Annotated in this window: 11 protein-coding genes; 8 read left to right on the top strand and 3 right to left on the bottom strand. The window is 70.8% G+C overall.

Annotated elements, in window-relative coordinates; all coding sequences use genetic code 11:
* Positions 1–342: 342 nt before the first annotated feature.
* Complete coding sequence (locus Pla133_RS06075; protein WP_145063520.1) at positions 343–810, bottom strand: hypothetical protein; 468 nt, start codon at positions 808–810, stop codon at positions 343–345.
* 613 nt (positions 811–1,423) lie between these two features.
* Here Pla133_RS06075 and Pla133_RS06070 point away from each other — a divergent pair.
* The 7 genes from Pla133_RS06070 (at position 1,424) to Pla133_RS06040 (ending at position 16,771) form a co-directional block, all read left to right on the top strand.
* Positions 1,424–2,221 carry a hypothetical protein gene (locus Pla133_RS06070; protein WP_145063518.1) on the top strand — a complete coding sequence of 266 codons (798 nt, stop codon included), beginning with the start codon at positions 1,424–1,426 and terminating at the stop codon, positions 2,219–2,221.
* 542 nt (positions 2,222–2,763) lie between these two features.
* Positions 2,764–5,853 (top strand): c-type cytochrome, encoded by a 3,090-nt coding sequence (locus tag Pla133_RS06065; RefSeq protein ID WP_419192177.1) that lies wholly within the window; start codon positions 2,764–2,766, stop codon positions 5,851–5,853.
* 242 nt (positions 5,854–6,095) lie between these two features.
* Positions 6,096–6,779 carry an RNA polymerase sigma factor gene (locus Pla133_RS06060; protein ID WP_145063514.1) on the top strand — a complete coding sequence of 228 codons (684 nt, stop codon included), beginning with the start codon at positions 6,096–6,098 and terminating at the stop codon, positions 6,777–6,779.
* An 84-nt stretch (positions 6,780–6,863) separates the two neighbouring features.
* Positions 6,864–10,166, top strand: a complete 3,303-nt coding sequence (locus Pla133_RS06055) for a protein kinase domain-containing protein (protein ID WP_419192176.1) — start codon at positions 6,864–6,866, stop codon at positions 10,164–10,166.
* A 170-nt stretch (positions 10,167–10,336) separates the two neighbouring features.
* Positions 10,337–12,808 carry an FG-GAP repeat domain-containing protein gene (locus tag Pla133_RS06050; protein WP_145063510.1) on the top strand — a complete coding sequence of 824 codons (2,472 nt, stop codon included), beginning with the start codon at positions 10,337–10,339 and terminating at the stop codon, positions 12,806–12,808.
* 15 nt (positions 12,809–12,823) lie between these two features.
* Entirely contained in the window at positions 12,824–13,615 is a 792-nt protein-coding gene (locus Pla133_RS06045) for a c-type cytochrome (RefSeq protein WP_145063508.1), read from the top strand.
* Between the two features lie 123 nt (positions 13,616–13,738).
* On the top strand, positions 13,739–16,771 hold the full coding sequence (locus tag Pla133_RS06040; RefSeq protein WP_145063506.1) for a bifunctional serine/threonine-protein kinase/formylglycine-generating enzyme family protein: 3,033 nt from the start codon (positions 13,739–13,741) through the stop codon (positions 16,769–16,771).
* A gap of 281 nt (positions 16,772–17,052) precedes the next feature.
* On the opposite strand, the gene Pla133_RS06035 is transcribed toward Pla133_RS06040, so the two are convergent.
* Positions 17,053–17,772: a hypothetical protein gene (locus Pla133_RS06035; RefSeq protein ID WP_145063504.1), complete on the bottom strand. Its 720-nt coding sequence runs from the start codon at positions 17,770–17,772 to the stop codon at positions 17,053–17,055.
* Between the two features lie 778 nt (positions 17,773–18,550).
* Here Pla133_RS06035 and Pla133_RS06030 point away from each other — a divergent pair.
* A complete protein-coding gene (locus Pla133_RS06030) occupies positions 18,551–20,212 on the top strand; it encodes a hypothetical protein (protein ID WP_145063502.1) in 1,662 nt (553 codons plus the stop codon).
* Between the two features lie 265 nt (positions 20,213–20,477).
* On the opposite strand, the gene Pla133_RS06025 is transcribed toward Pla133_RS06030, so the two are convergent.
* The gene (locus Pla133_RS06025; protein ID WP_145063500.1) at positions 20,478–22,259 is read right to left on the bottom strand and encodes a hypothetical protein; all 1,782 of its coding nucleotides are present in this window, start codon (positions 22,257–22,259) and stop codon (positions 20,478–20,480) included.
* Positions 22,260–22,424: the final 165 nt, after the last annotated feature.

Genomic DNA, 22,424 nt, shown 5'->3' with positions numbered 1-22,424 from the left:
TTCGACAGGGCTGCGATAGGGTCGAGCCCGCGTCCGCTCACGGACGCGCGGCGCACCGTGGCCTGATCGACCCTGTCTGTCGAGCTGGCGTCGTACGCCCTCGGCCGTACTCCAGCGGACCGCGCAGCTCGAAGCTCTGGCCGCCACAACCGCGGGCCCCCGCCCGCCCGCCCGCCCGTCCGGATCGCATCGTGATCGCCAATCCGCAGCGACCATCGCTCGCAAGACGACGAACGGCCGCCGGCCGAACTGGCTCTTGCAATCGAGATCGGCTGTGTCGGCTGGCCTGCAGTGTCCGCAGCTCCGAGCCCGCGTCCTTCTTCGGCCGAGCCCTGTCGACGGTCACGCTTCCGCGCGGCGCGACCGCAGGTACTTGGTCAAGGAACGGCCGAACGCCGTGACCTCGATCCGAGTCTCCGAGCTCCAGGCACCGCCGCCCGCCGGAACCACCAGGCCCAGGCCTCTCAGGGCCCGAAGGCATCCGATGTGCTCGGGATCGTCGCGGTCGAAGCCCTCGATGACCTCGTCGACTCGGCGCGGCTCGACCGATCGCAGGACAGTCTCCATCACCTCGCGATGGAAGGGCCGCAGGAGCCTCTCGTACTGCTCGAGAAAGCCGGCGAAAACATCCTGCAGCGCGGACTCGGTCTCCGACGCCGGAACGACCAGCTCCATGGATCCGTACCGCACCCGAATCTCCCTGCGACGAAGAAGGGTCGTCAGGGGCGCTCGAAATATGACCGCAGACAGCAGGACCGCCGCGGGCCACCAGAACGCGGCGATCACGTCGTAGACGTTGGATTCTTGCACGGCAGGAGACGAACGAGGGTGTGGGAGATGGAGCCGTCGGGCCGGTGCTCGATCGCAGCGCCCCCCGGCAGTCTAGTGGGCAGCTCGCCTGAGCTGTCGGGGCCAGGGTCGATTGGCCCACTGACCACGGCTGCGCTCGGCCGGAGCCCCGGTCCCGGGGCCGGACGTCCTCGACCCGAGCGAGGCCCGTTCCCAGGTCCGAGCGCCGGGCCGGCGGACGTGCAGTCAGCTTCGACATCCGCTCGATCGGGCACCGATCGCGGTGATCGCCCTGGCTCGAGGAGACTGGGTCGACGACCGACATGGGCCCCACAGCTCTCGAGCGGCACGCTGACCCTCACAGGCCAGGGAGCCAGGGCGCTGCATCCGTTCCACGACGCCACCACTGGCCGGCTGTCGCCGAGAAGCAGCGGACCCGTGCCACGCCGTCCGCAGCTCGACCTCCGTCGGCCGGGGGCCCTGCGGGCGACGTCCAGCCGGGGCGCGGCTACTCCGCCACTCGATCGAGACCAGAGCGCCGATTCGCCGCCCGGGTCGGCCCAGGGCGAGCCGATGGCCCGTCTCGAACGCGAGTCCGTTGCGTGCCCCACCGATCGCTCGGAACAATGCCGACATGACAGCTCGACGTCGCACCCGCACCGATCGACTCCACCGGATGCTGCGGGTCACCTGGGCCGTGCTCTCCGGCTTCGTGGTCGAGAGCATCATCTTCGGCTTGTCCGTTCTGCCGGGAGCCCTGTTCTGGACTTGGCACTTCAACTGGACGTTCGGCAACGCCTACGTCCGCATCGTGGTGCTCTCGATGGCGTTCATGCCCGCCTACCTCCTGTTCTGCATTGCGCTGATGGTGCTCTCGGCCTTGGCGATGCGGCTGATGGGCTGGCGCACGCCCGACGCAGCGGAGATGCGGATCGACGATCTGGATTGGCCGCTCCTGCGCTGGGTGCGGTACACGGTCTCGATCCACTTGGTCCGGCTCTTCGCCGGTACGGTGCTGAGGGCGACCCCCCTTTGGAGCTGGTACCACCGGCTGAATGGCGCCAAGGTCGGACGAGACGTGTGGATCAACACCATTTCGTTGATGGACCACAACCTGCTCGAGTTCGGCGACCACGTCGTGATCGGCTCGGACGCCCATGCGTCGGGACACCTGGTCGAGGGCGGCGTCGTGAAGACCGCGCGCATTCACTTCGGCAATTACGTCACGGTCGGTCTGAAGAGCGTGATCGGGATCGGCGTCACCATCGGCGACCAGACCCAAGTCGGAGCTCTCAGCGTCGTCCCCAAGCACCGCGCGCTCGAGCCTCGCTCGGTCTACGGCGGCGTTCCGGCCCACAAGATCGAGCGCGTCGAACCGGAGTCGCCACTCGGGGCGGGTGGGATCCATCCGGGCGGCGGCGGCCCTCGCTGACGAGCGCCCGATCGTGTGCTGGGGCGGCGTCAGTGCTCGACCTTGCGCGGATCGCGAGCTCGGCTGTTCCAAGAACTCGATCGGTTCGATTCGGCTGCCCCGCCGTCCATCGGGACGTGGCGGCGAATGAAACCAGGTTGGAGCGGCCTCGCCGCCGTCGTCGTCGGCTGCGTGAACGACGTCACTGTGCGGCATGGTGGCGAGCGACGCCGGACACCCTCTCGCCGCTGGAAGCGGTGCCCGCATCTCGCATCTGGATCCGATCGCGGGCCTCACCTGGCCCGGCATCGCGCTCGAGTCGGGGGTGGCCGTCGCTGGGGGCCGGTCCACGTCGATCCCCAGCTTCGGGGCCGCCTCGACGTCGCCGATCGGCCTGATTGCCCGCTCCCGGGCTCCTCGAACAGCTGGTAGCCCGGCACCACAGCTCGAGGTGAGCTCGCCAAGGGGCGAACCGCGCCATGCGTGTCGAACGAGCAGCCTCTCGCTACGCTTGCTTGCCTCCCCCACCGACGCAAGTGGCCCCCTGCGAAGAGCAGCAGAACTTGACCAAGACTTCGAAGGCACTGACGGCCGCGCTCCCCACGCTGATCCTCGCGGCCTGCGCGCCGGATCGCCCCGTGGATTCCGGCCTCTCGTCCACCGGCGGCGCGCCGGCACCGCCGAGTTGGATCTGGTCCGACGTCACCGCCGATGACCAGGAGCTGAGCTTCGAGAAGACCTTCCAACTCGCGGAAGCGCCGAGCGACGCCGTCCTCATCGGGACCTGCGACAACCGGATGGACGTCCTGATCAACGGCCAGCGCGTCGGCAGCCACGACCGTTGGGAGGAGCTCGTCGCCTGGGACGTGTCCGACCTCCTCGCGCCGGGCGAGAACACCCTCGAGGTGGGCGCGCGCAACGAGTCGGGACCCGGGGGTCTCGTCCTGCAGCTGGACCTCGGCGGCGGACGCTCGGTCGTCACCGACGCGTCGTGGCGCGTCGCACCTGCCCGGTCGTCCTCCGAGTCGGGCGTCCAGGTGCTCGGCAGGGTCGGCGAGGGCGGCCTGCCCTGGAGCCCGCGCATCACGCTCGACAGCTTCGCTCGCGGCGCGAACGGGATCTCCCGGGGGGAGACCGGCGCCCCCCAGGCTCCGCGGTTGGCAAAGGACCTGACCCTGCTGCCGGGTTTCGAGGCCGAGCTGCTGTACACGGTGCCGGGCGGCTCCCAGGGCTCCTGGGTCTCGCTCACGTCGGATCCGCAGGGGCGGCTGTACGCCAGCGACGAACGGGACCGCGGGCTCTATCGGATCACACCGGCGCAGGTCGGCGATCCGGCGGCGACCACAGTCGTGGAACGGGTGCCCGTCGACCTCAGCGGAGCGCAGGGGCTGTGCTGGGCCTTCGACTCCCTCTACGTGAACGTCAGCGGCAAGGGGCTCTGGCGCGTTCAGGACACCGACAGCGACGATCAACTCGACGGAGCCGAGCACCTGATCGAGATCGCCGATTCGGGCGAACACGGCCCCCACGCGATCGTGCCCACCGAGGACGGCCAGGGCCTGTACTTCATCGGGGGCAACCACACCCGTCCGCCGCAGTTCGACGGCTCGCGCGCGCCGTCCAACTGGGGCGAGGACCTGCTCCTGCCGCGCCAGTGGGACCCCAGCGGCCACGCCCGGGGACGACTCGCGCCGGGCGGCTGGATCGCGCGCTGCGAGCCCGACGGCACAAACGTCGAGATCGTGAGCAACGGCTACCGCAACCAGTACGACATCGCCCTCTCCCCCGAGGGCGAGCTGTTCACCTACGACGCGGACATGGAGTGGGACCTGGGCCTGCCGTGGTATCGCCCCACGCGCATCTGCCACGCCACCAGCGGCAGCGAGTTCGGCTGGCGCAGCGGAACGGGCAAGTGGCCCGCGTACTACGAGGACTCGCTGCCCGCGACGCTCGACATCGGCCCGGGCTCGCCGACGGGCCTGCTCTTCGGCACCGGCCTGGCCTTCCCTGATCGCTACCAGCGCGCGCTCTTCGCCCTCGACTGGACCTTCGGCACGATCTACGCAGTCCATCTGCAGCCCGCCGGAGCCAGCTACACGGCGACCAAGGAAGAGTTCGTCTGGGCCAAGCCCCTGGCCTTGACGGACGCGACCGTCGGCGTCGACGGGGCCCTCTACTTCGCGGTCGGCGGCCGCGGGACCCAGTCGGCCCTCTACCGGGTTCGCTACACCGGCTCGGCGTCCACCGCGGCCGCCGGTCCCGCGAACGCCGACGCGAGCTCCGCGGCACGCGAGCTCCGCCGTTCCCTCGAGGCCTTCCACGGCCGGATCGATCCCGAGGCCCTCGACGCCGCCTGGCCTGCCCTGTCGAGCGACGACCGCTTCGTTCGATTCGCGGCGCGCATCGCGGTCGAGAACCAGCCGGCCGAGACCTGGCGCGCCCGCGCCCTGATGGAGTCCGATCTACGCGCCGCGATCGAAGCCCTGCTCGCCCTGGCGCGTCAGGGTTCAGCGTCTGACCTCTCCTCGATCGTCGGGGCCCTGGGCCGCATCGACGCCGGTGCGCTCGACGAGCCCTGGCTCTTGGCCGCGCTGCGTACCTACGCCGTCGCCTTCGCACGCCAGGGCGAGCCTGCGGAGGCCGACCGCGAGCGCATCCTGGCCCAGCTCGAGCCGCTGCTCCCCTCGTCTTCCACGGCGGTCAACACGGAGCTGGTGCGGCTCTTGGTCTACCTCGACTCGACCAAGGTCGTGGCCCAGACCCTCGAGCTGATCCGCTCCGGCGAGGGCGAGGGCCTGCCCGAGTGGGCCGACTTGATCGCGCGCAACGACACCTACGGCCGTCCGATCGCGAAGATGCTGGCCGACATGCCGCCGGTCCAGGGCATCGCCTACGCCTTCCTCCTGCGCAACGCCACGCGGGGCTGGACCCTACCCCTGCGCAAGCAGTACTTCGAGTTCTTCGTCTCGGCCTCGACGCACCCCGGCGGCAACAGCTACGCCAAGTTCCTCGAGAACATGCGCGACGACGCCGCCGCCGAGCTGAGCCCAGCCGATGAGCGCTCCCTCGCGCCATTGCTCGGGCAGTCCCTGGTCGCGGCCCTGCCGGCGGACGTGACGCCCCCAGTCGGACCCGGCAGGCAGTGGACGCTCGACGAGGCGATCGCAACGGTGGGTCGCGAGCTGGTCGCACGTGACTTCGCGGCCGGTCAGAACCTCTACCACGCCACGGCCTGCAGCATGTGCCACCGGTTCGACGGCCAGGGAGGCGCGATGGGGCCGGACCTGACCACGGTCGCGAACAACTTCTCGCTCCCCGACCTGCTCGAGGCCATCGTCGAGCCCAGCAAGGTCATCTCGGACCAATACGGCTCGCACACCGTCGTGGCGGACGACGGGCGCATTGCGGTGGGCATCCTCGTCGAGGACGTGGACAAGGTCACCGTCTATCCCCGGGCCCTCTCGGCCCCGCCGGTAGAGTTCGAACGCGCGGAGATCGCCTCGATCGAGGAGTCTTCCGTCTCGCAGATGCCCCAAGGCCTGGTCGACCGCCTGAACCCCGAGGAGTTGAAGGACCTCGTCGCCTACCTGATGTCCGGCGGCGATCCGAAGTCCGAGCTCTTCCAGGCCCCAGCCGGTGGCGGATCGGACTAGGCCGAGGCTCTTGGTCGCGGCTCGGCGTCCAGTAGGTGGCGCATGGCGGTCGCCCCCCTGCGCCCTCGAGGTTGCGGGCGCACCGCGATCTCGGCCGCCGCTTCGCGAGGGCTCGCCACGGCGTAGTCCAGAGCTTTCAAGTCCCGGTCGAACAACAGGTTGAGCCCCGAGCCGCTCCGCATCGTCGCGGACACCCAGCGGCCTGGTTGCGCGCCGGATAGGCACCGTCCAAACTCGAAATCGTGGAACGGGAGACCTGCTGGACCCTGATCGAGGCCGCCGGCGACGGAGACGGGCGCGCGCGAGAGGATTTTGCAGCGCTGTACCTTCCGGCCATCCGGGCGTACTTGCTTGCGCGCTGGGGAAGTTCAGCCCTGGTCGAGGAGGTCGATGACGCGCAGCAGGAGGTCTTCGTCGAGTGCCTCAAGGACGGCGGCGTGCTCGAGCGTGTGCAGCGCGGGGCGGCGAGCGGATTCCGCGGCTACCTCTACGGGGTCGTGCGCAACGTGGCCCAGCGGGTCGAGGAGCGCGGTCGCCGGCGGGCGGATCGGCTCGAGCGGGGGACGTTCCATGCGGAGTTTCAACCCGATGACGAGCGCAGCCTCTCCCAGGCCTTCGACCGCGCCTTCGCCATCGGCGTCCTGCGCGCGGCCCTACGCCTGCACCAGGAGGCGGCCCGCGCGCACGGGGGCCGCCAGGCCGCGCGCTTCGAACTCCTGCGTCAGCGCTTCGGGGAGGGCAAGTCCATCGCCGTCATCGCCGAACAGGGGGGGCAGGACGCGGCCTTCCTGCACCACGAGTACGCCACGGCCCGGCGGGAGTTCCACCGGCACTTGCTCCAGATCGTGGGCTCGCAGCACCCCGGAGCGACGGCCGCGCAGATCGAGTTGGAGAGCGAGCGCCTCGTCGAGCTGATCGACGAATGAGCCAGAAACTCCGCGCGAGATCCTCGTTCACTCGGAACCTGTATGGGGCGGAGCGCGAACGCACGGCCTGCGCCCCCACCCAACATGGCCAAGCACACAGACGACGGGGCCCCTCCGCCCAGCTTCCTCGAGCGCGCCCTGGCCGTGGCCTTCGATTCCGAGTCCCGCTCCGGCTGCGAGCCAGGCCTCGGCCTACCGTCGGGCGCAGGAGAGGTGCGGCCGCCCGTGCAGGTGGGCCGCTTCCTCATCCTGGGGGAGATCGCGCGTGGCGGTGGAGGGGTGGTGCACCTCGCCCACGACCCCGACCTGGAGCGGGACGTCGCTCTCAAGATCCTGCGCGCCGGTCCGCACGAGGCCGCACAGGCCCGCGATCGCTTCCGGCGGGAGGTGCTCGTCTCCGGACGGCTTGCGCACCCTTGCTTCGTGCCGGTACACGAGTGCGGCACGACCGTGGACGGCGATCCGTTCTACGTCATGCGGCTGGTCCAGGGACGCACGCTGACGCAACTGCTCTTCGAGCGTGCAGGGGGCCGGGAGCCGAGCGCCGTCGAGGCCAGGGCGTCCCAGCGGCGCCTCTTGGTGGTCCTCGAGCAGGTCGCGCAGGCCGTCGGTTCCGCCCACGCCCAGGGACTGGTCCACCGGGACCTCAAGCCCTCCAACGTGATGGTGGGAGCCTTCGGTGAGGTCCAGGTCATGGACTGGGGGGTGGCGAAGCTCCTGGATCAGCCTGAAGCCGACCCGCCCCTCGGCTCCGCGTGCGGCCTCGAGCCCGGGCGCGAGCCAGCGCCCCGGCCGGACAGCCCGCACTCCCTCGCCGGCAGGGTCATGGGCACTCCCTGGTACATGCCGCCCGAGCAGGCGCGCGGCGAGGTCGAGCTCATGGACGAGCGCTCAGACGTGTTCGCCCTGGGCGCCCTCCTGTGCGAGATCCTGACCGGAGAGCCGCCGTTCCGTGGGGACCGAGTGCAGGCCCTGCGGAGCGCGCGCGCAGGGGAGCTGCAGCCCGCGCTGCTGGCGCTCAGGAACTGCGGCGCCGAGCCCGAGTTGCTCTCCCTCGCCCAGAGTTCCCTGGCCGAGCACGTAACGGACCGCCCGCGTGATGCGATGGCCTTCGCGAACGCCCTGACCGCGCACTTCGCGCTCCAGGACGAGACGGCGCGCCGGGCCGAGGTCGCTGCCGCCGCAGCCCGGGTCGAGGCCCGTGAGGAGCGCCGCAGGCGCAAGCTCGGCCTCGCGCTCGCGGGCGCCGTCCTCGTCGCGTTGGCCACGGCGGGCGCGGGCCTCTGGGTGCGCCATCAAGACGAACTGTCGCGCGTCGAGCGTCGCTCCGCAGCGGTGCAGGGAGCCCACGACTCGGCCCTGGCCTCCCTCGCGCGCGCCCAGGCGACCGGTCAAGAGGACCCGTCGACTTGGGACCTGGCCCTACTCGAGGCAGAGCAGGCGGGGCGTCTCTTGAACTCGGGTGAGGTGCGGGCCGGACTCGCTGAGCAGGTCCTGGACCTGCGCGATCGAGCCCGCGCCGGTGCCGAACGCGCTCACGAGGTCCAGCGTGAACTCGACCGCGATCGGCTCATGCTGGATCGGCTGGAGCGCGTACGAGTTCCCATGGTGCGCAGCGACTTCGCGAACGCCCATGCGGACCTCGCTGCGGCATTCGCGAGCTACGGGCTGGCACTCGAGTCTCCGATCCCGCCGGCAGCGCGCGAGAGCGCGATCGCGACCCAACTGGCCAACGCCCTAGGACAATGGGCCCTGTACTACTTCGTGTACTCGGGGCGACCGGGCGACGAGCGAGGCGACTTCGCGAACCGGATGCTCGAGCGTGGCAACGAACTCGATCCGGATCTCGCACGAGTAGCCATTCGTGACGCCATTCGAGCCCGCGATCGAGGGGCGCTCGAGTCCTTGGCCGCCGCCGACGCGTCGTTGGACTTCGCCGCGCCGACCTTCGCTCTCCTTGGGGGAGGACTGAGGATCGTAGGCGCGCTCGACCAAGCGGAAGCAACCTACGAGCGCGCGCTGTCGGTCCACCCCGGTGACTGCTGGCTCAACCACGAGTTCGCGCAGCTGCTCGCCGATCGGGGCGACGAGCGCACTCCGGAGGCGCTGGAGCACGCCTTCGCCGCGCTGGGTTCCTGCGGAGGGACCTGGGGCGCGCGGCACCTGCTCGGTGGACTCCTCCGACGCGAGGATCGGATGCAGGACGCGCTCGAGCAGTTCGAAGCGCTCGCGCGCGTCGTGCCGAACGACGGACACATTCGCAGCCACATCGCGGACTGCCTGCTGGACCTGGGACGGGGATGGGACGCGCTCGAGTCCGCACGACACGCCCTCGAGCTGGCGCCGGAGGACTCCCACGCCTGGCACGTCCTGGCTCGGATCGAGCAGTCCCGCGGACGTCGGCGCGCGCAGGTCGAGGCCGCCCGGCGGAGCTTCGAGGCCGACCCAGACTCGCTCGCGATGGCTCGCGCCCTGGGCAAGTCCCTGTTCTTCGTCGACCACTACGAGGAGGCGATCGCGCTCTACGAGGGTTTCCTCGTCGAGGACGTCGAAGGCGTCGAGTCCGAGCGGGAACGGATCGCGGAGAGCGATCGCTGGATGAAGTACGGACTGTTGATGGGGCGCGTCGGAGAGCGCGAGGCCAGCGTGCGAGCGCTGCGCACCGCGATCCGGTTCGACCCGTCCAACGCCTTCGCCCACTGCAACCTGGGCATGGCCCTCGAGGAACGGGGGGACTTCGCGGGCGCGGGGACGTCCTACCGGCGCGGCCACGAGCTGGGTTCGGCTCAGCCAGCGTGGTCCGTCCCGACCGAGGCCTGGGCATCCGGTGCGGACCGCTTGCTGCACCTCGCAGCGCGGCTCGACGCCTTCGAGGGCGGCCTGTGGCAGCCCGACCCCGACCTCGATGCCTACCTGCTGGCCCTCGCTGCGAGCTACTCCCAGCGACACCCTCTCGCGGTGCGCGCCTACGAGCAGGCGCTCGTGCGGGTGCCCGACCTGGCCGCCGAAGCCGGCGCGGAGTACCGCCGCAGCCTGGCGGGGTCCGCGGCCGCCGCGTGCCAGCTCGGGGGCCTCAGGGACGGGGAGCGGGTCGCCTACGCGCAGCGCGCCCTCGACTGGCTCAGCGAGGATCTCGAGGGCTGGCAGCTCGAGCTGCGCACCGATCCCCAGGGCTCGTTCCGGGCGGCCTCGACCGCCCTGCGCCGCATGCAGTCGCACCGCTCCTACGAGGACGTGCGGGGGGAGGCCCAACTGGACGCCCTGCGCGCCCTGGGCGAGGACGGTGAGAGGGTGGCCGCGCGGGCCCTGGACCTGTGGGCCGCCATCGGCGCCGAGGTCGACTCCATCGTCGCGATGGAGCTGGAGTGGGAAGCGGCGCGGGATTGAGGCCCGGGGGGGGCCTCGGGGCCTGGGTCGCGACGATTTTGCCGCGGGAATCGCAGAAAGGCGCCGCGAGCTGGGGACCCCGCCGGAACCGGCTCTGGGAGGGGAAGCGGGGTTCGCCCCCAGCCTCCCCGATCCGCCTCGCAACCGCACTGGAGCTCCTGAGGAGACCCATGAATCCCGCAGCCGACCTCGATCGCCCTCTCCTCCGCTCCCGGTGCATCACCGCGCTCGGGTTGTCTCTCGCGCTGGGCGTCATGGGCGCCTGCTCCGGCAGTCAGCCCGCGGCGCCGGCGCCGAGCCTGAACGAGGGCAGCTACACCCCGGACGCCTTCACCTACACCGACCCGCACCCGCCGACCTTCCACCCCCTGGGGACCGCCAGCACCGTCCTCGTCGAGCTGGCGGAGACGATGGTCGTCGTGCCCTACGACGAGCAGCTCAGCGGGTACGGCACCGGCGGGGCCAAGACCCAGGTTTGGATCGACGAGGGCAAGGACGAGAGCTTCGCCCAAGCGCCGGGCTCCCAGGGCCTGTTCGGCCCCGGCCTGGCGCTGCGCGGCGCCGCCTCGGGCAACCTGGACGACGACGGGGCCAAGGAATGGGTCGCCGTGGCGATCACGAACTCGGGCACCAAGGCCGCGCTCTACAGCGCGGACCGCCAGCAGGACGGGAGCGTACAAACCACGCAGATCCTCTCGTTCGACCCGGGCTCGTACTCGCTCCGGGATGCGCGGGTGCAGTTGGCCGACATCGACGGGGACCTCCGCGACGAGATCATCGTCGTGGCGCGCTCCAACTACTTCAGCAACCAAGCCAGCAAGGCCGTCGTGCTGGTCTTCGACGACCCCGAGCACGGAGCGTCGGAGCTGATGCGAATGGACCGGGATGGCTCGCACATCGATCTGTGGGCCTGGCCCGCGGACGTGGACGGGGACGGCCGCCCCGAGGTCGTGGTCTCGCTCGCGGGGGACACCACCCATGCCGGGCACCACGCCGTGCGCCTCTACGACCTGCCCGAGGGGGCCACCACCATGGTCCAGGTCCACGACTGGATCTATCTGTCCAAGGACTACCTGACCCTGGGGGTCAAGTCCGCGGTGGGCGACTTCGACGGCGACGGCAAGGACGAGATCGCCACGGGCAAGACCTCCATCCTCGGGGGGCAGCTCGGGATCCTGCTGCACGAGTGGCAGGCCGACGGCACCATCGCCTCACGCAACTTCGCGACCATCGGAGACGTGGACGAGCCCGGGGACCACTACTGGGCGATGACCGCCTTCGACCGCAAGGTCGGACACGACGAGCTGGCCGTCATCGCGCCCCACGGCTTCGGCAGTAGCGCCCAACCGTGGACCGTGTCGATCCTGAACTACGAGCCGGTGACCGACGCCTGGAGCCAGTTCCAACTGCCCCTGTACGGCGAGGCCTACGACGGCGAGAACCCGACCCTCTGTGCCGGCGACTTCAACGGGGACGGGACCGAAGGGCTCATGTGCGGCCTTCTGCGGGGCTACAGCTCGGAGGCCGTCCTCGAGCGTTGGGTCCTGGGCACCAGCCCCGTGATCGGGTGGTCCCCACTGCCGGATCGGACTTTCCCCGGGGCCATCATCAAGAGTCGCACGCCCGTGATGGTTGCCGGCGACTGGGACGCGGACGGGGTGGTCGTCGAATCGACCGGGCACAAATTCCTGACGCTGGATCGCCCCATTCCGATCGCCGTGCTGAGCGCCCCGCCGACGCGCGCGGGCATCAGCCAGAACTATGCCGACACGTCGACGCGCTACGAGACGGGGGTCAGCACCACGCAGACCTGGGGCGTCACCACCGGCACCACGGTCGCCGCCGCTGTCGGCTTTGACGTCGACGTCTTCGGTCTGATCAAGGCCGGCGGCAAGGCCACGATCGCGAAGACATTGACCACCACCCAGCTGGACACGACTCAGGTGAGTTACGTCAGCGGCTACAGCGGCTCGGCGAACGCCGACACGATCATCTTCCAGGGCACCCTGAACCGGGCCTACGAGTACCGGATCGTCAGCGCTCCCGACCCCGATGCCGTGGGACAGCTCATGACCGTCAACGTTCCGGTCGACTCCCTGACCTACAACTGGACGCTCGACTACTTCAACTCGTACATGCCCCCGCAGGATCGGATCGGCGACGACGTGCTGAGTCACGTCCCCGGCCAGATCCAGTCCTACCCGACCTTCGGCGAGCTCGACGACGCGGTGACGGGGAGTCTGCACTGGCAGTACCCGGCCGAGCAGGACGTCGGCCAAGGCGCCGGCTCGAACGACCTCGAGATCGCCTTCCTCGACGAGGACACGACGGAGACCCAACGCACCGTCTCGGTCGAGGTCGAAGGGGGCGTTGGAATCGGTGTCGAGGTCTCCGGCGCGGAGAGCTCGGAGTCGGGCAGCTCCTACGCCATCACCTACTCCGAGACCAGCCGGTTCACGACGACCGTGGGCTCGATCGCCGCCCCCTCGGAGTACGAGGCCTGGCGCTACAAGTGGGGCCTGGTGGTCGAGACCTACGGAAGGACTGCGGACGCCGACAACGTCCCGACGGGCTACGTCCCCGGTCGTCGCCCCTTCCAGTTGGTCCGCTACTGGGTGGACGCGGTTGGGAGTGCCTACTGATGCGCTGATGCGCTGATGCGCGTCGCCGCATCAGCGCAGATGCTCGCCTCCGCCGAGACCCTCGAGCTGATCCGCTCTGGCGAGGGCGAGGGCCTACCCGAGTGGGCCGACTTGATCGCGCGCAACGACACCTACGGCCGTCCGATCGCGAAGATGCTGGCCGACATGCCGCCGGTCCCGGGCATCGCCTACGCCTTCCTCCTGCGCAACGCCACGCGGGGCTGGACCCTGCCCCTGCGCAAGCAGTACTTCGAGTTCTTCCTCTCGGCCTCGACGCATCCCGGCGGCAACAGCTGCGCCAAGTTCCTCGAGAACATGCGCGACGACGCGATCGCAACGGTGGGTCGCGAGCTTGTCGCACTTCAATTCGCGGCCGGTCAGAACCTCTACCGCGCCACCGCCTGCAGCGTGTGCCATCGGTTCGACGGCCAGGGCCGCGCGATGGGGCCCGACCTCACGACGGTCGCCAACGACTTCTCGCTCCTCGACCGACGGACGCCGCGCGGTGGGGATTCTCGTGGAGGACACCGACCAGGTCACCGTCCATCCGCGGGCGCTGGGGACCCCGCCCGCCGTGCTCCTGCGCTCCGCGATCGCATCGATCGAGGAGCGTTCCATCTCCCGAATGCCCCTCGGCTTGGTCGACCGGTTCATCTCGCGGGAGCTGAAGGACCTGGTCGCGTTCCTGCTGTTCAGCGGCGATCCCGAGTCCGAGGTCTTCCAGCCCCGGGCCGGCGGTGGATCGGATTGGCCCGCACCAGCCACCCGCCCTCGCAGATCCCGCGCGACACCTATCCACCCGCGTGAGGGCCATTGCCTCCGTCACGGCACCAGGACCCGCGCGGCAGCGCCCCGGCCGGCGCTGCGGACCGCAGGCAACACCCCGGACCTGCCGACCGAGAGGGCTCGCTCGTGCCATGCTGGCGGCCGATGCCCGCTTCCCCGCCGCCCGCCCCGTCGGACAAGAGCGACCGCAGCTTCTTCTACCGCTCCTCGGACGCTCCCGCGAAGGCCTCGAGTCCCCGCCCCGGCTCCGCCGAGCTGCGGCCGGGCGCGCGCGTCGCGCACTTCGTCCTGCGTGAGTTCATCGCCCGCGGTGGGATGGGCCAGGTGTGGGTGGCGGAGGACACCGAGCTGCGCCGCACGGTCGCGCTCAAGCTCGTGCTGCCGGAGCTGCTCGACACCCGCGCCGTCGACTTCTTCGCCCGCGAGGCCAGAGCCGGCGGCCGACTGGCGCACCCCAACATCGTCACCACGCTCGCCTCGGGCAGGGACGAGGGGCTCGCCTGGATCGCCCAGGAGCTCGTCGAGGGTTCCTGGACGCTGAAGGACTTCATCGAGTCCGTGCGTTCCGAGGACGTGGTGCCCGAGGGCTACTACCGCAACGTCGCCGACCTGGTTGCGCAGGTCGCCGACGCGCTCGCCGCCGCCCACGCGGCGGGGGTCATCCACCGCGACGTCAAGCCCGCCAACATCCTGATCACGATCGACGACCGGCCGAAGCTGACCGACTTCGGGCTGGCGCGCGTGAGCGACGAGTCGGTCCTGTCGATGACCGGCGAGGTGGCCGGCTCCTGGGCCTACATGAGCCCGGAACAGGTCGCGGCGAATCGCTCGGCGATCGACCACCGGACCGACATCTTCTCCCTCGGCGTGGTGCTGTACGAGCTGCTGGCGCTGCGTCGGCCGTTCGACGGCGACACGGCCCAGCAGATCGCCGAGCAGATCGCCAAGTTCGAGCCGCCGGAGGCCTCGAAGGTGCGCTCCCAGTGCCCGCGCGAGCTGGGCGTCATCTGCGGCAAGGCGCTGGAGAAGTCGCAGGGTTCGCGCTACGACACCGCCGCTGCCCTGGCCGCTGACCTGCGCGCCCACCTGGCCAATCGCCCGATCGTCGCCCAGGCCCCGAACGCCCTCGCCCGCGCGGTGAAGTGGTCGCGCCGCAATCCGACCCCCGCGGCCGTGACGGCGGTCAGCCTGGCAGCGCTGGTCATCGTCTCGATCCTGCTCGCGATCAACGCGCGGCAGGCGGAGGAGAACGCGGGGCTCGCCGATCACAACGCGACACTCGCCGCCGACGCCGATCGCGAGCGCGACGACGTGCTGCGCCTCGCCGCCGCCCAGGATCTGGAAGACCTGGTCGCCGAACAGGCCGAGCTCTGGCCGCCCCACCCCGAGAACCTCGGGGCCTTCCGTGACTGGCTGGCGCGGGCGAACACACTGGTCGCCGACCTGCCGCTCCACCGGGCGAAGCGCGACGAGCTGCGTGCCCTCGCGCGGATTCGGACGGATGAGGACGAGCGTGCGCGCCGGGACGCTCGTCAGGCGGCGCTCGAGAGCGAGCTCGCCGTCCGACGCCAGGCCCTCGCGGTCCGGCGCGACGAGGCCGAGCTGCCGGTCCACGTCCTGGACCGCAGCGCCCTGCCCGACGACCCACTCGAATGGAACGCGGTGGCCTGGAGCCTGGTGACGCCGCGGCGGACCGTCCTGGGACAGGAGCCACGCGGCGTCGCGATCGCCGAGGCGGTCGTCGACGACAGCACGGGCGCCTATCGTGCAGCGCTGCTCGAGACGATCGCGTGGGGCCGCCTCGCCATCGGTGACGATGTGGGTGCGCGCGAGGCGAGCCTTGCCGCGCGCGACGCCGCACCCGACATCCAGCGAGGTGAGCTCACGAAGCACGTCGAGTTGATCGAGTCCGGCATCGCTTCGCGCAGCTCGGCAGCGGGCCTGGCCGCCGAGGAGGTCGCCTTGGCGGCCCTGGAAGCCGAGATCGACGAGCTCCGCACCGGGACCGACCGCGTGACCCTGGAGTTCCCGGCCGAGTCGGAGCAGGCGCGCTGGTGGCTCAACCAACTGACCGATCTGATCGGCGACCTCGAGGCCGCCGAGCGCGAGCTGATCGCCCCCGACGCGACCAGTGCGGCCTACGGCTGGAGCGTGGGCAAGCGCCTGCGGTTCGCCGCGAGGCTCGAAGCGGGCCATGCCCCCGGGGGCGACCTGGACGTCGCCTGGCAACGGGCGCTACCGGCCATTCGATCCGCCTATCCCGGGCTCGAGCTCGAGGCTCAGCTCGGGCTGGTGCCCCTGGGCCCCGACCCGGACTCCGGACTCTGGGAGTTCGCGCACCTCGCGACCGGCGAGCCCCCCGAGCGCGGGGCGTCCGGCTCCCTGGTGCTGACCGAGGAGTCGGCGGTCGTCCTGGTCCTGGTGCCGGACGGTGAGTGCTGGATGGGGGCCCAGCCCCTCGATCCGGCCGCGCGCAACTATGACCCCGAGGCCTACGAGGACGAGTTCCCGGTCCACCGAGTGTCGCTCTCGGCGTGGTTCGTGTCGAAGTACGAGATGACCCAGGGCCAGTGGCTGCGAACCACCGGAGACAATCCCAGCCACAACAAGTGGCCGAGCCGGCTCGTCACGACGCTCCTGAACCCCGTCGAACAGGTCTCGTGGAACGCGGCGGTCCAGTCGCTCGGGCGCCTCGGCCTGGACCTGCCGACCGAGGCCCAGTGGGAGCAAGCCGCCCGCGCGGGCACCGACACGCCGTGGTCGTTCGGCGCAACCCGCGAGGAACTGCAGGGCCTGATCAACATCGCCGACAAGACCGCCAGTGACGACGGTGCCGTCTGGCCCGCGATCGTGCTGTGGCCCGACCACGAGGACGGCGGCATCATCCACATGCCGGTGGGTCACTACCCCGCCAACGCCTTCGGCCTGCATGAACTCCACGGCAACGTCGCGGAGTGGTGCCTGGACGAGTTCGACCACGCCTTCTACGCCCGCACGCCGACCCGCGATCCCGTCGCTCCGAAGCACGGATTCGACGTCCGCGTCTTCCGCGGAGGCTCGTTCGACCTCGGCGCGACCAACGCGCGCTCGAGCATGCGGAACTTCGGTTGGGAGAATCAGCCGGACTACACCATCGGGATCAGGCCGGCGCGCGGCATCGAGAATGCGGAGCGCTGACGCCGCATCGCGTGGCCAACGCTACTCGACGCCGAGCCCGGACCAGGCACGGGGTTCCGGCGCCAGTGCGTAGGACCGAGCCGCTGCTCGTGCGTGCGGGGCGCCCATCCCGGGCAGGACTTCGCGCCCCGCTCAGGACGGCTCGGCATGCACGGTGCCGGCAGCGGACGAGAGGCAGCTGCAACCCGAACGCCCAGACGGACTGAGCGTGGTGCCTGATGACCGCCTGATAGATCGTCGAGGGAGTCGAGGTCGCGCGTCACGGCGACTCGATCAGTCCGCTAGCGCGACCGCCACTGAACCTCGGGACTTGATGGATCCGACTCGTCGAAGCGCAGACCCTCTCGGGGCCAGTCCGCCACCGAGAGCCACCGAGTCCATGCGTTCTCGCCCTCCGAGAGCTCGACGAGGTCGTGGAAGACGCTCCTGTAGTCCCGATGCGGCCCGCGATGTAGGACCAGTCGATAGCGACCGGGCTCGCGTACGGCCAACTCGAAGATTCCTCTCTCGTCGATGGTGCAGGAGTCGACCTGGAGCGCTCGGTCTCCGACGAGGAGCAGCTCCGCGAGCCCCAGCGGCGTGGACTCGTCCGACCCGAGCTGGCCCCGGAGGATGCACGGCTCGCCAGCGATCTCGGTCACAGCCCCCGCGAATCGCCCCTGCGCGGGAACGTCCACGACGAAGGGCAAGGGCTGGGGGCGACGCTGATCGGGCGGCCAACCCACGTGCCGACTCGGTGGCCCCTGGGGGCGCACGTGCGCCAACCACGCCCCTGGCGAGACGCCGTCGAGATCGAAGGCTCCGTTCACGTCGGTCGCGGCCACGAACACTCGCCCGTCGGGAACGTCGGGCTGCTCGGGATCCAGCGGGGAGCGGTACAGGATCACCTTCGCCGCTCTCCCGGCCTCCGCGCCCGGAAGGGTTGCGCGACCCGCGATTCGGCGGCCCCGCGAGAGCTCGATGACCAATCCCGTCGTCCCGGGCTCCACCGGGCCGATCACGGCTTCGGCATAGCCTGGCCGCCAGACTCGGAGGTGCCACGGGATCCTCGGAAACTCCACGGGGAGTCGAAACGCCCCGGCTGCATCCGTCGCGACGGGATCCGAGGACGAGTAGTCGAGCCCACTGCGGAACCCGGGCAAGGCGGCCTCGACTGCGTGCGGTTTCGGCCGGACGAGTTCGACGAAGGCGTCTTCGACCGGCAGACCTCCGGACGACACCACGCCGGCGACCTGCGCAAGGGCCCAGTCAGCGGCTCGTCTCTCCGCGGCCGCCGCCGAGTCCCCGCCCCGCGCTCGATCTCCCCCACAGCTCGCCGCGGGCCCGATGAACAGGAGCAGGCAGACAAGCTGTCGAGGCGTGGGTGCCGTCACGGGCGGTACGACGGTGCGACGCCCTCGATCTTCCCGGACTTCGCGGTCCGAGGGGGAGCAGCCCCGAGCTGGCTGTGGGCTCCCGGCTGACGGCCCTCGTCCGCGACGGCTGCTTGGTGAGGCCGATGGCTCGCCAAGCGTTCCCCAAGCGCGCGGGCTGATCGAAGTGCGCGAGCCTGCTCGCACCCGGCACGCCCCTCGAGTTCGGGGCTGGGCCAGTGTGGCGACGCCGCGCGCATCAGGTCTGGATCCACGGACCCCCTCGGCGTGGGATCGCCACAAGGGTGCGCCGCAAGAAATCCCATTCCGCGTGTCGGTCCGAGCCGGCGGTCTCGGCGTAGCGGGGTGAAGGCCGAACACGTCGGCCTCGACAGACTCCACCCCCCCCCGCCCAGAGGCATCGACCGTGATCCAGTCCCGCACCCTTCCGGCCCTCGCCGGCGCCCTCGGGGCGCTGCTCCTCGGCTCCGCCCCGGCCCTGGCCGATGGCTGGTGCCACCTCACCCCGTGGACGCTCGATGGGTCCGAGATGACCCTGTTCGGCTCCGACGTCCAGCTCGAGAACGGCTGGGCCTTCGTCAGCTCGACCGGCGGTCAGGCCGTCCAGGTCTACCGCCGCCAGGGCGCGACCTATGTGCCCACCCAGCTCCTGACCAGTCCCGACGGCCCCGAGTCGGGCGACCGCTTCGGCAAGGTGATCGAGCTCGACGGCGACCGGCTGTTCGTGTCGGCGACCTGGGCCGACGGCGCCCAGGTCGACCAGGGCCGCGTCCACGTCTTCGAGCGGTCGGGGAGCCAATGGCTCGCCGCCGGCGTGATCGAGGCGCCGGCCCCGGCCTTCCAGGACCGCTTCGGAGCAGCCCTCTCGGCCGACGGCGACTGGCTCGCGGTCTCGACCCTCGAGCAAGCGCCGACCTACGACAGTCGCGCCTTCATCTACCGCCACGTCGACGGCAACTGGCAGTTCGACCAGCTCGTGAGCGGCCTCGACACCGGCATCTACAACGTCGAGTTGGCCCTGCGCGCCCGCCCGGGCGGCCAGACCGCCGACCTGTTCGTGGGCCAGCCCGGGGCGACGTCACCCCAGCTCGAGTCGAGCGCTGGCGCCGTCCGGCACTTCCTGTTGACCTCGATCGGTCCCTTCGTCGGCCCGACCATCCAGCCGGGCTCCCTCGACGCCGGCGACCTGTTCGGCTGCGCGCTCGACTTCGACGGCGACCAGCTCTTCGTGGGGGCCCAGAACGTCGACGGCATCGGCTTCCAGGACGGCGCGGTCCACATCTACGACGTGGACACCGCGCCCTTCCTGCCCACGGTCCAGCTAGCCCAGGTGCTCTCGGCGCCCGCCCACGCAACCAACTCCAAGTTCGGCGACGCTCTGGATGTCCAGGGCGCGCGGCTCGCGGTCGGCGCACGCTTCGCCCACGTGGGCGAGATCGCCATGCCCGGCCTGGTCCACACCTTCGTCCGCAACGACCAGGGCACCTGGATCGTCGAGGAGACCCTGCTCCCCACCGACGTGGGTGACGCCGGGGCGCTCGGCGCGTCCGTCGCCGTCGAGGGCGAGCACGTCCTCGCCGGGGCCTACAGCACGGGCACCGGGCCCGGCCTCAACCCGGGCGCGGCGTTCCTGTTCTCCCTGACGTCGACCACCCTCGCCGGTGGCAACGCGCCGGCCGACGTCCTCGCCACCGCCGAGATCTACTGGCCCAGCGGCGGCCCGACGGCCGGCCCGAGCCTCGCGATCGACTCGCCCCCGGTCCCTGGTGAGTCCTCGACCCTCACGGTCGAGGGCGGCGAGCCCTTCGGCGTGCCCTTCCTCTTCTGGGGCCTCGCTCCCACCGAAGTGCCCTTCCTGGGCGAGACGCTGCTAGTGGACCTGTTCTACGCCCAGAAGCTCCCGATCCTCGGCGCCAACGGCAGCAGCTCGGTCTCTGTCGGAGTTCCGAACGACCCGTCGCTGCACGGCGCGATGCTCTTCCTGCAGGCCGGCGTGCTGCACCTGTTCCCCCAGAGCGGCGACGGCGTCGAAGCCACCAACGGCCTGCGCCTGACCGTCGGCTACTGATTCCAGTGCAGCGGCGTCGCACACCCAGGGGTGTGCGACGCCGCCTTGCGTTCCGGAGGCAGGACGGCCTGTACTCGCCATCGGTCGAGCCGTCGGCCGGAGCCGCGCGATCGGGCCGCCTGGCCCGCGCCCACTACGGATTCCAGCGCCTCTCCGGGCGGCCGCGACTGAACTTCTCGAGAGAGCAGCGCCGGTCGCCCCTGCGAACGATCACGAGCGACGCGGCCCACTCGCCGCGTCGATCGATCGCTCGGTCAGGATCAGCTCAGTTGCCCAGCTGCAGCTCGGCACCCTCGGTCAGGCCGATCGTCACCGGCCCGACGGCGTCGATCAGCACGCCCTGGGCGAAGATCGAGATGCCCAGCAGTGCGGAATCGTTCGGCACCGAGAGAGCCACCGTGGACGGCGAGCCAGCGCCGCCCCAGGGCGTCCCCGGCAGGGTCTGGAAGGAGGGCAGCGCGACGAGCAGCTCGCCCACCGCTCCCGGGCCCGCCATGCCGAAGCCGGGCACTTGGATGCCACAGGACGAGCCGGCCACCGCGGGGGCCGCGGAGAGGGCCAAGAGCGGCAGGGACCCCGCGGTCTGCGTGCCCAGCGGGTTGTCGAGCTCGATAGAGAACGACCCGCCGAGGTCCGGCGTGCCCGACACGGCCAGACTCCCGGCCGGGTTCACGCCGCAGCCGAGCCCTTCGACCGCCGCCTGAGGCGCACACAGGAACGACCAGGTGTCGATGGGCAGGGTGCCTCCGAGCGGGCTGGTGGGGACCAGCGCGAGGTTCGACGGGGTCACCGCAGGCACGCCGATGCTCAGCTGCGAGGTCCACTCGTTCGGCGTTGCCCCGCCTGCGAGCTGACAACCCGCGTCGAGTTGACCGGTGGGCGACACGCGCATCATCAGGCCGTCGATCGACGCGCTCGCGAAGCCCTGGGCGTAGCCCCCCACGATCAGGTCGCCGTCCGGCGCGGTCGCGATGGCCTGGCCGCGGTCGAAGCCCGTGTTGCCCAGGGTCGTGTTCCAGACCAGCGTCCCGCCGGCGTCGAAGCCGAGCAGCCAGAAGTCCTCGCCACCGGCGCCCGCGGTCGCCGTCGAGCCGGCCACGACGAAGCCACCATCCTGGGTCGCGACGACCTGGGAGCCCTGATCCAAGGCGAGTGAAAAGCTGTCGCCCGCGCGCAGGTCCCAGAGCAGGTCGCCGGCCGCATCCAGGCGCATGGTCCAGGAGTCGCCCTGGAAGAAGGCCATGGCGAGGATCTCACCCACGGCGACGTAGCCGCCGTCGTCGGTCGCGACGATGTCGTTGATCACGTCGCCGCCGCTCATGTTGTAGACCCTCTGCCAGAGCACGTCGCCCGCAGGATCCAGCTTGACCAGCCAGGGGCGGGTGAAGGGCACCGGATCGACCTTGGGCGAGCCCGGGAAGCCGGAGCTCGACTGGATCGAGACCAAGACGCCGTCGTCAGACGCCGCGAGGCAGGCCGCCACGTCCTCGGCATCACCGGCCAGGCGCTTCTGCCACAGCAGCGCCCCGGTCGGGTCGATCTCGAGCACACAGGCGTCGTTGTAGACGCCGTTCTGATCCATCGAGCCGGCGACGTAGTAGCCGTTGGGCGAGTGCTCGACGGCGTTGAACTGCTTGGTCCCCTTGTAGGTCCGTTGCCAAGCGATGCTGCCCGCGGACGAGACCTTCACGATCCAGCCGCCGGAGCCGAACGAGGCCGTGCTGCCCACGAGCAACGCACCGCCGTCGGCGGTCGGCACCATCGACTGGACCGAGTCGGCCCCGGCGCCACCGAGGATCCGCTCCCAGGCCGCGGAGCCGCCGGCACCCACGCGGGCGATCCAGACGTCCCCGGACGGGTCGAAGGAGGTGGTGTTACCCACCGCGACGAAGGCGCCGTCCGGGGTGGCGGCGACTTCCTCCACGGAATCGAAGCCGGCGCCGCCGAAGGTGGCGACCCAGCCCTGGCCGGCGAGGGCAGGGGCGGCGAGCAGGGCGGGGGCGAGGAGACGGAGGGACGAAGGACGCATCAGCAGGGTGGACGTCATGTCTGGAAGCCTCGAGGAGTCGAGTCTGCGGGGAAGGTCGGCCCCAGGGCAGGGGCACCGCCCGGCTACGTTCGCTCGACCGCAGGGTTGCAATTTATTGCAGCGAAATTTCGATCGACCGTCGCCCTGAGCCCACTAGGGCCTCGCCCGCCGGATCCGGACCGA

The sequence above is a fragment of the Engelhardtia mirabilis genome, from assembly GCF_007748095.1.
In the GTDB taxonomy this organism is placed as follows: domain Bacteria; phylum Planctomycetota; class UBA1135; order UBA1135.
Note: the sequence above shows the minus strand (reverse complement) of the source record. Positions and strands in the feature narration are given on the sequence as shown.

Coding starts and splice junctions, on each gene's coding strand:
- Pla133_RS06070 (WP_145063518.1), top strand. CDS start 1,424: ATGACAGCTCGACGTCGCACCCGCACCGATCGACTCCACCGGATGCTG.
- Pla133_RS06055 (WP_419192176.1), top strand. CDS start 6,864: ATGGCCAAGCACACAGACGACGGGGCCCCTCCGCCCAGCTTCCTCGAG.
- Pla133_RS06050 (WP_145063510.1), top strand. CDS start 10,337: ATGAATCCCGCAGCCGACCTCGATCGCCCTCTCCTCCGCTCCCGGTGC.
- Pla133_RS06045 (WP_145063508.1), top strand. CDS start 12,824: ATGCGCGTCGCCGCATCAGCGCAGATGCTCGCCTCCGCCGAGACCCTC.
- Pla133_RS06040 (WP_145063506.1), top strand. CDS start 13,739: ATGCCCGCTTCCCCGCCGCCCGCCCCGTCGGACAAGAGCGACCGCAGC.
- Pla133_RS06025 (WP_145063500.1), bottom strand. CDS start 22,259: ATGACGTCCACCCTGCTGATGCGTCCTTCGTCCCTCCGTCTCCTCGCC.